The organism is Dactylosporangium sp. NPDC051484, from assembly GCF_040689395.1.
Taxonomy (GTDB): domain Bacteria; phylum Actinomycetota; class Actinomycetes; order Mycobacteriales; family Micromonosporaceae; genus Dactylosporangium.
Map to the genome: position 1 here is coordinate 83098 of NZ_JBFAZX010000002.1, position 13938 is coordinate 97035.

At 71.2% G+C, this 13938-nt stretch carries 13 protein-coding genes; 6 read left to right on the plus strand and 7 right to left on the minus strand.

Annotated features, from left to right (window positions below; all coding sequences use genetic code 11):
* Window positions 1–72 precede the first annotated feature (72 nt).
* The 3 genes from AB0367_RS04335 to AB0367_RS04345 form a co-directional block, all read right to left on the minus strand.
* Window positions 73–1182, minus strand: a complete 1110-nt coding sequence (locus AB0367_RS04335) for a hypothetical protein (protein WP_366224727.1) — start codon at window positions 1180–1182, stop codon at window positions 73–75.
* Window positions 1179–1706 carry a SigE family RNA polymerase sigma factor gene (locus AB0367_RS04340; RefSeq protein WP_366224728.1) on the minus strand — a complete coding sequence of 176 codons (528 nt, stop codon included), beginning with the start codon at window positions 1704–1706 and terminating at the stop codon, window positions 1179–1181. The genes AB0367_RS04335 and AB0367_RS04340 overlap by 4 nt, the downstream gene beginning before the upstream one ends.
* A gap of 180 nt (window positions 1707–1886) precedes the next feature.
* Window positions 1887–2495, minus strand: coding sequence for a TetR/AcrR family transcriptional regulator (locus AB0367_RS04345; RefSeq protein WP_366224729.1), 609 nt, complete (start codon window positions 2493–2495; stop codon window positions 1887–1889).
* Window positions 2496–2581: 86 nt separating this feature from the next.
* On the opposite strand from AB0367_RS04345, the gene AB0367_RS04350 reads away from it, so the two are divergent.
* Both AB0367_RS04350 and AB0367_RS04355 read left to right on the plus strand, forming a co-directional pair.
* Window positions 2582–3349 carry an SDR family oxidoreductase gene (locus AB0367_RS04350; protein ID WP_366224730.1) on the plus strand — a complete coding sequence of 256 codons (768 nt, stop codon included), beginning with the start codon at window positions 2582–2584 and terminating at the stop codon, window positions 3347–3349.
* 184 nt (window positions 3350–3533) lie between these two features.
* Window positions 3534–3875 (plus strand): hypothetical protein, encoded by a 342-nt coding sequence (locus AB0367_RS04355; RefSeq protein WP_366224731.1) that lies wholly within the window; start codon window positions 3534–3536, stop codon window positions 3873–3875.
* Window positions 3876–3953: 78 nt separating this feature from the next.
* On the opposite strand, the gene AB0367_RS04360 is transcribed toward AB0367_RS04355, so the two are convergent.
* A complete protein-coding gene (locus tag AB0367_RS04360) occupies window positions 3954–4517 on the minus strand; it encodes a hypothetical protein (protein WP_366224732.1) in 564 nt (187 codons plus the stop codon).
* A 216-nt stretch (window positions 4518–4733) separates the two neighbouring features.
* On the opposite strand from AB0367_RS04360, the gene AB0367_RS04365 reads away from it, so the two are divergent.
* Window positions 4734–5570 (plus strand): LLM class flavin-dependent oxidoreductase, encoded by an 837-nt coding sequence (locus tag AB0367_RS04365; protein WP_366224733.1) that lies wholly within the window; start codon window positions 4734–4736, stop codon window positions 5568–5570.
* A 191-nt stretch (window positions 5571–5761) separates the two neighbouring features.
* Here AB0367_RS04365 and AB0367_RS04370 read toward each other — a convergent pair whose 3' ends face one another.
* Window positions 5762–6364, minus strand: coding sequence for a histidine phosphatase family protein (locus tag AB0367_RS04370; protein ID WP_366224734.1), 603 nt, complete (start codon window positions 6362–6364; stop codon window positions 5762–5764).
* A gap of 61 nt (window positions 6365–6425) precedes the next feature.
* Window positions 6426–7061: an NADPH-dependent F420 reductase gene (locus tag AB0367_RS04375; protein WP_366224735.1), complete on the minus strand. Its 636-nt coding sequence runs from the start codon at window positions 7059–7061 to the stop codon at window positions 6426–6428.
* A gap of 105 nt (window positions 7062–7166) precedes the next feature.
* Between AB0367_RS04375 and AB0367_RS04380 the strand changes: the two genes are divergently transcribed.
* Together AB0367_RS04380 and AB0367_RS04385 are read left to right on the plus strand one after the other, a co-directional pair.
* Window positions 7167–7970, plus strand: coding sequence for an SDR family oxidoreductase (locus AB0367_RS04380; RefSeq protein ID WP_366224736.1), 804 nt, complete (start codon window positions 7167–7169; stop codon window positions 7968–7970).
* Between the two features lie 396 nt (window positions 7971–8366).
* Window positions 8367–10253 carry a DUF4118 domain-containing protein gene (locus AB0367_RS04385; protein ID WP_366224737.1) on the plus strand — a complete coding sequence of 629 codons (1887 nt, stop codon included), beginning with the start codon at window positions 8367–8369 and terminating at the stop codon, window positions 10251–10253.
* Here the strand turns inward: AB0367_RS04385 and AB0367_RS04390 are convergent.
* The gene (locus tag AB0367_RS04390; RefSeq protein ID WP_366224738.1) at window positions 10236–12824 is read right to left on the minus strand and encodes an AMP-binding protein; all 2589 of its coding nucleotides are present in this window, start codon (window positions 12822–12824) and stop codon (window positions 10236–10238) included. The two genes, AB0367_RS04385 and AB0367_RS04390, sit on opposite strands and share 18 nt — an antisense overlap.
* Before the next feature lie 73 nt (window positions 12825–12897).
* Here AB0367_RS04390 and AB0367_RS04395 point away from each other — a divergent pair, with 73 nt between their 5' ends.
* Window positions 12898–13935, plus strand: a complete 1038-nt coding sequence (locus tag AB0367_RS04395; protein WP_366224739.1) for an iron ABC transporter substrate-binding protein — start codon at window positions 12898–12900, stop codon at window positions 13933–13935.
* Window positions 13936–13938: the final 3 nt, after the last annotated feature.

Below are 13938 nucleotides of genomic sequence, written 5' to 3' on the forward strand. Positions count from 1 at the left end.
CGCAGGCCAACGCGAACGCCCGGCAGTCCGACGAGGACTCACCGGGCGTTCGGCGTCTTGCGATTGCGGCGCTCAGGCGGCGTACGCGAGCAGCGGCATCCCCTGCAGGCCCTTCAGCTCCGTCAGCTCGCCGAGCTTGCGGAACTGGGCGTCCAGGACCACGATCCGGTTGGTCTGCCGGACCAGCACCGTGCCGTCTGCGGCGAACAAGACACTCTGGACCCCGCCGGAGACCGGAAGCTGCACCGTCTTGCTGGTGATGGTGTCCACGACGGCGAAGGTGTCATCCTTGCGGGACGGGTCGGTGCCCAGCCAGCCGGCCGTGATGTAGCGGCCGTCCATCGAGACGCCGCGCGCCGCCCAGCCATCGTAGTGCTTGGCTTCGGCCTGCGGCGGCGTGTACTGGTAGTACCGCCGGTCCGTCCCGTTGGTCACCGTCAGCTTGTCGTTGATCTTGCCGGCCGACCACACGCCGTCGGCGGACCACGCCTGGAACGCCGCCGCGATGTCGGTGCCGGGCGACGACCCGCCCGTCACCAGGTTCACGATCCGCTGGCTGTTGCCCTTGGTCACCATCAGCTTGTCGCCGCCCTTCCAGACGAGCGCCTTGGCGCCGAGGCAGAGCACCCCGGTGTCGAGGGTCCGCTTGCCTGAGCCGTCCGTGGCCGCGGTCATCAGGGTGCCCTCGGTGTCGCCGCTGTCCACCCACGCCAGCCGCTTGCCGTCGGGCGAGACGGTGATGGTGTTGTGCGCGCACTCGCCGGAGCCGCGGGGGATCCGGACGGTCACCTCGTCCTTGTCGCCGCGCACGGCGTGGATCGCGATCTCGGCGTCGTTCCGGCCCAGGTACCAGCGGGTGCCGGTCAGCACCGACTGCGGCGCGTTGGCCGCGGCGCTGCCGGAGCCGGTGAGGGCCGGCTTGGTGGGCTGGGTGGTCTCGACCGGTGCGCTGGTGAGGACCGCCGAGTCGCCGGGGACGGGCGCCGGGCCCTGCCCGTCCGGCCGGACCGCGAACGCGATTCCGGCCGCCCCCGCGAGCACCACCAGCGCGGCCGCCGAGGTGGCCACGGCCCGCTGCATGCCGAGCCGGCGGGATGTGCGCAGCGCCCGGTCCCGCAGGTCGACCGGGTTGACCTGGTCGGCCAGATCTGCCATGTCGAACCGCAGACGACTGTCGTTCATCGGGTAGCTCCTTCCAGGAGGTACAGCTCGGCGAGTTCAGGGGCGACGGTGCGCAGCTTGGCCAGGGCCTTCGAGGTCTGGCTCTTGATGGTGCCGACGGTCACGCCGAGCAGTTCGGCGGCCTCGGCCTCGGTGCAGTCCTCGAAGAACCGCAGGACCAGCACGGCCCGCTGCTTGACGGAGAGCTTCAGCAGCGCGGCCCGCAGCGTCATCCGGATGGTCGTCTGGTCGGCGTGGTCCACACCGGTGCCGTCGCGCCGCGGCTCCGGCAGGTCACCCGGCATCGACTCCGCGACGCGCCGCCGCCACCAGGAGACCTGCAGGTGGTACATGATCTTTCGGGTGTACGCCTCCGCGTTGCCGCGGTCGTGCAGCCGGTTCCACGACCGGTGCGTCCGGGCCAGCGCCGACTGCACGAGGTCCTCAGCCAGATGCTGATCTCCGGTGAGCAGGTACGCCGAGCGCAGCAACGCGGCGCTACGAGATCGCACGAACGAGTCGAACTCACTCACGAGGGGTTCCACACGAGCCGGTCCTTGGGGTCAGGTGGTGCATCGCAACAGGACGCACACCAAGACGCGACCCTGCGCCAAAGGGTTGCCGGTCATTCGGAGAATTTGCCGTCACCGTCGGCGGCCCCGCACAGCCTCCACCGACGGCCGTCGTCAGCCGCCCTCGAGCCCTGGGATGGTGGTGGCCTCCGCTCAGGCGGCCATCGGGACCGGCCACACCTTGAGGGCCACCTCCGCGATCCGCTCCAGTTCCTCCCGGGTCGCGCCGTCGCGGGCCTGGCCGGACATGCCCTGGACGACGGCGGCGAAGAAGGCGGCAAGACCGTGGGCATCGGTACCGGCGGGAAGCAGGCCGGCCTCGACGTCGGCCTTGATCTTTGCCTCGATCGCGTCCCGGCCGGCGGTGCGCAGCTCGCGCATCGCGTCGGAGATCTCCGAACTCTGCGGGGTCCAGCCGTTGGCGGCGCTGATGATCAGGCAGCCCTTCGGGTGGCTTGGGTCGGTGTAGACGACCGCCGCCTCGCGCAGCATCCGGGTGACGGCGAGCGACGCGGTCGGCTCGTCGCCGAGGGCGTGCACGGTAAAGGCGCCGTAGGTCTTCTGGTAGAAGGCCACGACCTCGAAGAACAGCGCTCGCTTGTCACCGAAGGCCGCGTAGAGGCTGGGCGGGTTGACGCCGGTCAGCGACGTCAGGTCGGCGAGCGACGTCCCGTCATACCCGCTGCGCCAGAACGCGTGCGTGATCGTGTCGAGGACCTGTTCCGTGTCGAACTGGCGGCGTCGCCCTCTCGAAACGGCCATGCGCTCACTCTATAACGGACGCTACAGATATGCTATCGTCGCTATTTGTAGAGCCCATTACACAATTCGTCGAAGCGGGGGATGTGGTGGCGAAACTCGATGGCAAGATCGCACTCGTCACGGGTGCGAGCCGGGGCATCGGCCGGGCGATCGCCGAGCGCCTGGGTCGCGACGGCGCCTTGGTCGTCGTGCACTGCGCGCAGCACGAGACGGCCGCGAAAGACGTCGTGAACACCATCACGGCGGCCGGCGGCGCGGCCTTCGCGGTGCGCGCCGAGCTCGGTGTCGACGGCGACGTCGACACGCTGTTCGCCGGGGTGACCGAGGGACTACGGGCCGCCGAACGCCCCGAGGCGCTCGACATCCTCGTCAACAACGCCGGGATCGCCCTGCCCGCGCCGATCGAGAACGTCGAGCCGGCCGGCTTTGACAAGGTGTTCGCCGTCAACGTCCGAGCCCCGTTCTTCATCACCCAGCGGGCCCTGCCGCTGCTGCGCGACGGCGGCCGCATCATCAACATCTCCTCGGGCGTCACCCGGATCGCGTTCCCCGACGGCATCGCCTACGCGATGACCAAGGGCGCGCTGGACACGTTCACCCGGACCCTGGCCAAACCGCTCGGCGCGCGCGGCATCACGGTCAACACGGTGGCCCCCGGCGTCGTCGACACCGACGTCAACGCGGGCTGGCTGCGCGGCAACCCTGACGCCGAGGCGGCCGTGTCGGCGCAGGCCGCACTCGGCCGCGTCGGCCGGCCGGTCGACATCGCCGACGCGGTGTCGCTGCTCGCCGGCGAGGAGGGCCGCTGGGTGACCGCGACCTGGATCGACGCCACCGGCGGCGCGGCCCTCTGAGCTCTACACGGCCGACGTTTGGGCCGAGCCACCCCGAGCCACGGCGCACCACCTCGGACGGGCAACGGACTTCGCGGTGTGTTCCAGCACTGCGGCACCTCTGCTTCGCGCCTGGGTGGTCACGTCGGCGCGACTGGCAGACTGTGCAGGGAAACTGCGGCAAGTTGGGAGCATGCACATGACGATGGAACCGCTCGGCGAGCCGAATCCTGAGCAGCGGTTCACCTGCCCGGTCGATCCGGTCGGCCTCGACGACATGCTCGCGGTCGCCAAGGGGTTCTCCTGGACTGATCTGCCGATCAACGGGCTGCGGCATCCGCGCACCGAAGGGTTGTCCGGATGGTACCTATGGTCGTCGGAAACGTTCCCTGAGGCCGACGATGCGTTCGAGGCGCACCACGTCCGGCACCTCACGCACCAGCGTCCGGAGATCATGGCCTACCTCGCGCTGCCCGCCGGCTGGCGTTTCCTGCTCGCTCCCGGCTATGAGGACGTGTGGCCGGACGACTCCCTGCTCGACGTCTGACCCGGCAAATGCGACCCGAGTTCGCCGAAGGCTGGAACGCTGCTCTTTTCCCTGATCCCAGGGCCTGACTGGGCGCCGTTAGCGGTCGCGGTTGCGGCGGCGCTCGATGTCCGCGAGCACGTCCGGGTCCCACAGCGAGGCGTTCCAGTCCTCGGCGGTGGGTTGGGCGGCCAGCGGCGAGGCGGCGTCGCCTCCGGTGACCAGGGAGTACCGGTCGGCGGCGTATGGCCGGCCGGGGTCGCTCCGCCGGCGCAGCCACGCCCGGGTGTGCAGCACCCCGGCGATGAGCAGCGCCGAAGCGAGCACGCGCTCGGCCGCCGTCACATACACCCCGGCCGGCACGACGTATCCGAGGACGAACAAGACGAGGAAGGCCCCTACGCCCCAGAACCCGAGGTGTCCGTAGGCAGGCGCGCCGTGTTCGCGCGTCTGCCGGATGGCGACCCAGATCCAGTACACCACCGTGATGACGATCCCGAGCACCGTTGCGAGGCCGATGAGGCCGATGAACAGGCCGGCGATGGTCACCGCGGTTGCGTGCAGAGTCTGCGGCCTGTTCCTCAGCGTGTCGGTGAATACCGCCGCGGCCAGCACGACGACGGCGTACGCCACCGCGAATCCGACTACCCGCCGGGTCGCCACATGCCACTCCATAGATGCCCCCGTGATCGCCGGTTCATCGACGTAAGCCGGTCACCCAGGTTACGACGTTGTGGGCCTCCGCACTGCCCGCGTGCCCCTGCTGCGCGAAACCGGCCACGCAGGTGCCGGGGTTCCGCATGACGGCTCGTGCCGCCGGACGATCCGTGCCCGCCAACCGTTCAGACCGGCTCAGCCGCAGTCAGCTCGGAGGTATCCATGACCCGACCCAACCTGCGCTTCGGTGTCTACCTACCGCCCTTCGGCCCGCTCGGCGAGCCCGGCGTCCTTGTGGACCTGGCCCGCCGCGCCGAGGCCGCCGGCTGGGACGGAGTGTTCCTCTGGGACCACGTCGTCACCGACCAGACTCCGTTCGTCGACACGTGGACGACACTCGCCGCGATCGCGCAGGCCACCGACCGGATCCTGCTCGGGCCGATGGTCACGCCGCTGCCCCGGCGGCGCCCGCAGGTGGTGGCCCGGCAGGCCTCGACCGTGAGCCGCCTCTGCGGCGGCCGGCTCGTGCTCGGCGCGGGCGCCGGCACCGACGAGACCGGCGATTTCAGCCGCTTCGGCGACGAGACCGACGCCCGCGCCCGCTCGGCGATGCTGGACGAGGGCCTCGAGGTGGTGCGCGGGCTGTGGTCCGGCGAGCGACTGGCGTACGAGGGCCGGCACTACAAGGCGGCAGCCGACGCCTCCCGGCCGGAGCCGCACCGCATCCCGGTGTGGATCGCGAGCTCCACCAACCACCCCCGGGTGCTGCGGCGGGCCGCCGCGGCCGACGGCATCTTCCCCAACCCGGACGGCCGCGAGCTCGGCCCCGACGACGTCGCCGGGGTGGTGCGCGGGCTGCGCGACGCGGGCCTGCCGGCCGGGCGGCCCTTCGAGGTCGCGGTGCGCGGCAACGCGAGCCCGGCGTGGGACGAGGGCAAGGACGTCGACCTCGCGGGCCTGGCGGCGGCCGGCGTGACGTGGTGGATGGAGTCGCTGTTCTGGCTCGACCCGCTGGAGCTGTCCCTCGCGGTCGTCGACGCCGGGCCGCCGCGGCCCTGAGACGCCCAGGCGGCGCCGCAGCCGGGGACGGGAGGGAGGCGGCAGCGCGATCTGGAACAGTTGTCGATGTGACGGAGCATCAGCATCTCGGCCTGAGCGGCATCCAGCGGCCAGAGGATGTCACGCCGCCGCTCAGGCAGAACTGACGAGGTGCTCATGATGCTCGCCCCGCTGTGACGTAGGCAGACCGCTCACGGCCGTGCGTCGGTCCGGACTCCGGTCCAGCGCAGGTCGGCCGGCAGGTGGCTCATGTCGTTGAACATCACCAGGGTTGGCGCGAGGCCGGTGCGATACTCGATCATCGTGAGTCCCGTGTTGGCGCTGTCCAGGCTGAGCCATCGGACCGGCGGGGCTTGCAGCGCATCGCGCACCAGCCATGCGATCGGATACGCGTGCGTGACCAGCACCTCGTACGTGTCGGGCTGTCCCGCCTCGGGCACCTTCGCGAACCGCGCCAGCAAAGCCTCAGCGAGTCGCTTGCCCGACGCGGCCTCGGCCTCGTCGTAGCCGTCGAAGAACCCGGCCCAGGACCGGGGCATCTCGGCCGTGCTGGGCACGTAGGGCACGTGGTCGATGAGCTCGGGGGCTTCGGCGACGGGCACGTCGGACAGGTGCCGGGCCAGTTCGCGCGCACTCGCCGCGGCGCGCGGTAACGGCGAGTGCCAGACGGTGCCGATCGGCAGGCCGGCGAGTCGTTCGCCCAGCAGGCTCGCCTGCCGGTGCCCGGCGTCTTTGAGCTCACCGAACGCGTCCGCCGCGCCGTGCCGCGCTACATAGAGATGTCGGGTTGCCACGGGGAAAACCTACTGGGGTCACCGGTGCTGCGCCGAGCGGTATGGATCCCGGCCGGCGGGCTCAGGCGCCCTCGATGCCGATGCGGGCACGCAGCGTGTCGGCCCACAGGTCCGCGGTGTAGACCTCCGTGCCGGGCTGGTGCTTGCGGCCGCCCTCAGCGAGCGGGCCGGCGTCGACCGGTTCGAAGCCGATCTGCTCGACGAGGTCGAAGACCCGCCACTTGGCATCCGGATCGTCGCCGGAGACCGGGATGCCGTAGCGGCGGTTCGCCCCGGCCGATCGGCCGTGGTCGCGCAGGTGGTCCCAGCGCATCGCGTTGAACGCCTTGACCACGTGCGCGCCGGCGAGGTGCCGCTGTATCAGCTCGCTGCTGGTCACATCGCCGTGCTCCAGCTCTTCGTCGTGCCCGTCGCGTTCCGGCTGGTAGTTAGTCGCGTCGATCACCGTACGGCCGGCCAGGGCCTCGGCGGGCAGGTCCCGGTAGTGGCCGAACGGCACGGCGATGACCACGACGTCGCCGTAGCGGGCCGCCTCCTCGGCGGTGACGGCGTGTGCGTGGCGGCCGAGATGATGCTCGAGGTCGCGCAGGGTCTGCGGACTTCGGGAGTTCGCGATGGCGACGTCGTCGCCGGCCGCGATGTACATGTGGGCCAGCGTGGAGCCGATCTTGCCGGCGCCGATCACACCGATCTTCATGCCCTGCACCTACCCGCTGACGGCCCATTCACGCGACATGGTGCCTGGCCAGCAGTGTGCCGTGTTCGCGTGATCGGATGCTCCAGGCGACGGTATGGTGCCGCAATGGATCGGACCGTGCTGGTCACCGGGGCTTCGTCGGGGATTGGGAAGGCGACCGCCGCCACGTTCCTCGCGCGGGGTTGCCGGGTCGTGGGGACCGCTCGGCGGCCGGAAGAGCTCGGCGCGCAGCAGCGGGTGGACGGGGTTGAGTACCGCGCGCTCGACCTCGGTGACGAGGCGTCGATCGAGGCGCTCGCGGCTGCCGTCGGAGCGGTCGACGTGCTGGTCAACAACGCCGGGGAGAGTCAGTCCGGGCCGTTCGAGGAGCTGCCCGGGGACGCGCTGCGGCGGTTGTTCCAAGTCAATGTACTCGGGCCCGTCCGGCTCACCCAGCTGCTCGTGGCCGGCATGCGTGAGCGGCGATTCGGGCGGGTGGTGATGGTCGGGTCGATGCTCGCGTCGTTCCCGCTCGCCTACCGCTCCTCCTACGTCGCGTCAAAGGCCGCGCTCAAGGGGTTCAGCGACGGGGCCCGGCACGAGTACTCGCCGTTCGGGGTCTGGCTGAGCACCGTCGAGCCCGGGTCGATCAACACCGGGATCAGTGAGCGCCGCACGAAGTACACCTCGGCAGGGTCGCCGCACCGTGGGGACTTCGAGCGCATGCTGGGCGCGCTCGACCGCAACGAGCGGGCCGGGGTGCCGGCCGAGCGGGTCGCCGTGACGATCGTCAAGGCCGTCGAGGCTTCCCGGCCCCGAGCGCACTACGCGGTCGGGAGCAACGCGGCGGTCGTGTTCCCGCTGCGGCGGCTGCTGCCGGCGGGGCTGGTGGAGAAGGTCATCCACCGCCGGCACGACCTGCGCCGCTGAGCCCCGTCTCGCGAGGCTTCAGCGCAGCGCCCAGCCGCGCGGAGGTGCGTCAGGCGCTTGCAGCGTGACACCCCAGAATCCCACCGCCGCCAGGACCGCCAGCTCGGCCAGGAACCGCACCGCCAGGTTTGCCATCCGTGAGCCAGCGAGCATCAGGTTGCTCCAAGGATATTGAGAGTAGTGACTACACCCTAGGGGGCGGCGTCGCCGGTGAAGTAGCAGTGACCGCCCGGGAAGGTGTGGCCACGGGGTGAATCAGGGGGTGGTCCGCGGCACCGGGACCCGTCACGAGTCCGGCGTTCGGTGCCCGCCGCCCTAACATCGACTCGTTGCCTCCGCTCGACCGGCTCCGTCTGCCCTGACTGGGCGGAACTGACGTGCTGGAGAAGAGGACCGATGATGCAGGGACGCCTGGCGGCGTGGCTGGTACGGCCCAGTCCTCCGCCACTCGCCGTAGGGATCGCAGTCAGCGTCGGGTTCATCGTCGCGGAGACGCTGTTGGTCTACCCGCTCCGGCACACCACTGTCATGGCGGCCCTGGCGATCGTCTACCTGCCCGGTGTGCTCGTCGTCTCCACGGTGTGGGGCTTGTGGCTGGGCGTGGCGACGTCGATCGTCAGCGCGCTCGCGTTCGACTTCTTCTACACCCCGCCGGTCGGGCGCCTCAACGCGGAGGACTGGCGGGACTGGCTTGGGCTTTCGGTGTACCTCATGGTCGCCGGGGTCGCCAGTTCGGTAGCGCAGCTGGCCCGCGCACGGGCGCTCGAGACCATCGAACGACGCCGGGAGACCGACGCGGTCTCCGAGCTGACCCGGCTTATCCTCGGCGCCGACGACGTGCGAGCGGTACTTCCCGAAGTCTCCGACCGGATCGCGCACGCCTTGCAGCTGCCGTACGCGGCGATCGAGCTCGGCGCGGTCCCGCCGCACGAGTCCCGGGTCCAGCTGCCACTGCGGCCGGGCGCACTCGTCGTCCCCGCCGACCTTCCGGAGCGGGTCATGCGGCGCCTGCGGGACGGGGTGGTGCCCGGGCTGGCGACGGTGCTGCGGGCCGGCAGCTCGCTGCAGGCGAGCCGGACTGAGCTCCAGTCGCTCCTCACGCAACAGGCGGCGCTGCGGCGCGTGGCGGAACTCGTGGCCCACGGCGGCGCCCTCGCCGAGCTCGCCGCCGCGGTCGCCGCCGAGACGGCCGAGCTGTTCGATGCCGACGCCGCGCGGATGATGCGCCGGGAGGATCCCCGCACGGTGACCGTGGTCGCCGAGTACCGCAAGAAGCCAGGAGCCCAACCGATGCTGGGCAAGCGGCTCAAGTCCTTTGGCGGCGTCGCGGGGCTGGTGCTGCGCGACTCCCGTCCGGCCCGCATGGACTCGTACGAGGGCACCAGCGGCGCACTCGCCGACCTCGCCCGCGCCGAGGGCTTCCACGCCTCCGTCGGCGCGCCGATCATCGTCGACGGCCAGGTCTGGGGCGTCCTTGTCGCCCTGTGGAGCCGGCCCGTCCCGCCGCCACCCGGCACCGAGCACGAGCTCGCCCAGTTCACCGAACTCGTCGCGACCGCGATCGCCAACACCGAGAGCCGTACGGAACTCGCCGCGTCACGCGCCCGGCTCGTCTTCGCCGCGGATGAGGCCCGCCGCGGCATCGAACGCGACCTGCACGACACCGTGCAGCAGCGGCTCATCTCGCTCGGGCTCGAGTTGCGCACCGCCGAGGCGCTGGTCCCCCAGGAGCTCGGGGAGCTGCGGTCCCGGCTCTCGGACACCGCCGCAGGGCTGTCCGCCACCTTCCAGGACCTCCAGCGCATCGTCCGCGGCATCCATCCGGCGATCCTCTCCCAGGGCGGGCTGGGCTCCGCGATCAAGGCGCTCGCCCGCCGCTGCCCGGTCCCGGTGGCGGTCCGCTGCGGGCCGAAGCGGCGCCTGCCCGGTTACGTCGAGGTCGCCGCCTACTACGTGGTCTCGGAGGCGCTCGCCGACTCGGCCACGCACGCCGACGCCTCGGCGATCGACGTGGAGCTCGACATCGTCGCCGACGAACCAGCGATGGGCGGACCGGCGCAGGGCGAGGTCCTCAGCGTGACCGTCCACGACAACGGCGCCGGTGGCGCCGATCCGCCTCAGGGCTCCGGGCTGGCCGGCGTGCGCGACCGCGTCGAGGCGATCGGCGGCACGCTGTCGCTGACCAGCCCGGCCGGCCGGGGCACGTCCCTCAACGTGAGACTGCCCGTGGACCGTCAAGCCCGCCAGGATGCGGAGGCCGACTGGTCATTCGGTGGACCGTGACGCGACCGGCGGCACAGCCGCATCGGCGGTGACCAGGGCGTGTCCTGTGCCGCCGGGCGAGCGTCCCTGCCGCGCCGTTGACCAGCGCCGGGCGAGACGTCGCCCGGCGGCGGCGAGTTGGCGCTCCACCCGGGCGGAGATCGCCGCGAAGGCGATGCCGACGGCGAGCGACGCGACGAGTGCCAGGTGGCGCGACACGTCGTCGACGCGGGGAAACACCTGCCAGTGCGTGATGTAGATGTACAGCGAGCTGCTGGCCAGGACCCCGGCCACCCGATTGATCGAGGTCAGGCTGGGCACCGTCGGCACCCAGATCAGCAGGACGAGCCCGGCGGCGATGAGCGCCTCGCGCCACGGTTCGCCGAAGAAACCGGGCACGGTCGCCAGGGCGGCGGCGGTCACGAGCAGCCGCTGCGGCGTGGTCGTGGCCTTGGCGGCGGCCCAGCCGATGGCGAAGAGCCAGAACACGACGAGCGCCGAGGGGACCTTGCCATGGGCCGCCAGGTTCGGCAGGTCGTAGCGGGTGACGAGGCCGGCCGCCATGAGCAGCATGGGCATCGCGAAGGGGAAGCTCCGTTCGGCCCGGTCGACGCCCGGCGCGCTCAGCAGCGCGAGCGTCGCCAGCATGATGTACACGATGGCCTCGATGAACCAGAAGTGCCAGTCGGCGCTTCCGGGCCGCTCCCCCACGATGCTGCTGAGCAGGACGATGTTCGCGGGCGCGTAGTCGGCGGTGACCAGCACGGCGAGGGCGATCCACACCATGCTCGGCACGGCGATGCGGGCGATGCCGCCGCCGAGGTGCCGGGTGCGCAGTCGCCGTGCCGCGGAGGTGAGGGTGAAGCGGGCGAAGTTGTAGCCGGCCACCGCGAGCAGCAGGTGAGCGCCGCCCTTGATCATGAACACGGGGATGTGTGAGCCGACGATGAGGACGATCGCGATGGCCCGCAGTGCGACGGTCGTGTCGAGCGTGCGCCACCGGGAGTCGGGTCGCGGGGCCGGCCCGCTCAGGTCGCGGGTCAGCTCGCGGATCGGCCGGGTGTGCCAGTCGGCGGGCAGGGTGCCGAGCGCCTGTTCGAGCCGTATCGACATCTCGACGTACGACAGTGAGTTGCCGCCGAGCCGTACGAAGCTGTCCTCCGGTGTCACGCCGGGGTGGTCGAGGATCTCGGCGTAGAGCCGACAGAGGTCGATCGGCGCGGGCGCCGGCCGGGCGCTGCCGAGTTTCCCCACGCTCTGGTAGTCGGGCTTGCCGTTGGCGAGCATCGGCAGTTCGGCGATCCGGTGGACGCGCACAACTCGCGCCGGGAGCCCGCAGTGGCGTGCGACGAGCCGCCGGACCCTGGCCTCGGCGGCGGTCGTGGCGACGACGAGCTCGCGGTCGTCGCCCGTGCAGAGCGCGGCTATGCCGTCCTGGGCGAGCAGGTCCTCGACGCGTCGCGGGTCGATACGCAGGCCGAAGATCTTGATGAACCTGCCGCTCCGCCCGACGATCTCGTACAGTCCGCTGGTCGCGCGCCGGGCGATGTCGCCGGTGCGCAGCTCGTCGACGGTGCGCCCGAGGGCGAGGTCGGCCGGGCCGTCGGCGTAGCCGAGCATGACGTTCGGGCCGGCGTAGACGAGCTCACCGGTGTCGCCGCCGGGCCGGTCGGGGAGCGGGTCGAGGCGGAACGTCCCACCGGGGATCGGCACCCCGATCGCCTGCGGGTGCGCTTCGGCGAGGTCGGGTGGCAGGTACGCCATCCTCGCCGTGGCCTCGGTCTGCCCGTACATGACGAAGAACTCCCAGCCGTGCCGCCGGCCCATGGCCGCGTAGCGGGCGACGCGTTCGGGTGCGAGCCGGCCGCCGGCCTGTGTGAGGTATCTCAGGTCCGGCAGGCTCATGTCGGCGAAGCCGACCCGGTCGAGCAGGTCGAAGGTGTACGGGACCCCGGCGAGGCTGGTGCCCCGGCCGGTGCGGAACAGCTCCCAGAAGCCGGCGTCGGTGACGGACCGGTCGGTCAGGATCAGGCCGGCGCCGCGCAGCAGGTGACTGTTGACGACCGAGAGTCCGTAGCAGTAGTGCATCGGCAAGGTCGTGGGTGCCCGGTCGGACGCGCGGATGTCGAGGTACTCGGCGATCGACTCGGCGTTGGCCTGGAGGTTCTCGTGCGAGAGCCGCACCAGCTTGGGCGAGCCGGTCGAGCCGGACGTGCTCAGCAGCAAGGCGAGGTCGGGGTGCAGGTCATGGGCCGAAATGGTGCGCCGGATCTCCAGCTGCCCGGCGCCGCGCGCGATCACATCGGGCTCGTACGCGTCGATGAGCGAATCGGCGTGCTCGGCGGGGACCAGCAGGAGCGGATGGCCGCACGCCAGCGCGGCGAGATAGATCACCAGCGAGTCGAGGCTGTTGGTGCAGGCCAGGAGCACGAGCCGCCGCTGCCCGCCGAGCCTGCGGGCCGCCATCGCCACCTGCCGTGCCAGCGCGAGGTACGACAGCTGACCGTCGGCGGTGATGACCGCCGTCCGGTCGCCGTGGACCGCGAGCCGGCTGGCGAACGAGACGGTCTTGGTGTCGAGGGGCACGTGCATGGGCAGAGCTTATGTAAGGCTATCCTGACTATACAGTCTTGCGTAATAGTGTCCGCTAAGGTAAGCCTTTCCTATGAATTTGCGCCGTGTCGTGTCTGGGTGTCTTGCCGTCGTCGTTGTGGGCGGGCTGTCCGCGTGCGGCGGCGCGGAGAAGGCCGCGAACGTCGCCGGCGACAAGAAGATCACCGTGTACAGCGGCAGAAGCGAGACGCTGGTCAAGCCGCTGCTGGAGAAATTCCAGCGGCAGTCCGGGATCACCGTGCAGGTCCGCTACGGCACCTCGGCGCAGATGGCCGCCCAGCTGGCGGAGGAGGGCGACCGCAGCCCCGCCGACGTGTTCTTCTCCCAGGACGCCGGCGCGCTCGGCGCGGTGGCCAAGGGCGGAGACCTCGCGGCGCTGCCCGCCGAGGCGCTGGGCAAGGTGCCGGAGGTGTACCGGTCCCGCCACGGGCAGTGGGTCGGGGTCACCGGGCGCTCGCGGGTGCTCGTCTACAACACCGACCTCGTGCCGGCCGCCGAGCTGCCCAAGTCGGTCTTCGAGCTCGCCGACCCGGCCTGGAAGGGCAAGATCGGGGTGGCGCCCACCAACGGTTCGTTCCAGGCGTTCGTCACCGCGCTGCGGGTCCAGCACGGCGACGCGAAGGCCAAAGAGCTCCTCGCCCGGCTGAAGGCCAACGAGCCGGCGACCCGCGACGGCAACGTGCAGATCGTCGCCGACGTCAACGCGGGCAAGCTCGCGGCCGGCCTGGTCAACCACTACTACGTGTACGAGGTCGCCAAGGAGCAGGGCACCACGCCGGACAAGCTCAAGGCCCGGCTGCACTTCTTCCCGGACGGCGACGCCGGGGCACTGGTCAACGTGGCCGGCGTCGGCGTGCTGAAGCGCTCCGCCACCGACCCGGACACCAGGGCGTTCGTGGACTATCTGCTCAGCACCGAGGCGCAGACCTACTTCGCCGAGCAGACGTTCGAGTACCCGCTGGTCGCCGGGGTGTCCGCGCCGGCCGGTCTGCCCGCGCTGGGCTCGCTTCCGGCACCGCGCATCGACCTCAACGACCTCGACACCCTCGACATGACCATCGCGATGATCAAAGAAGTGGGGCTCGCCTGAGCC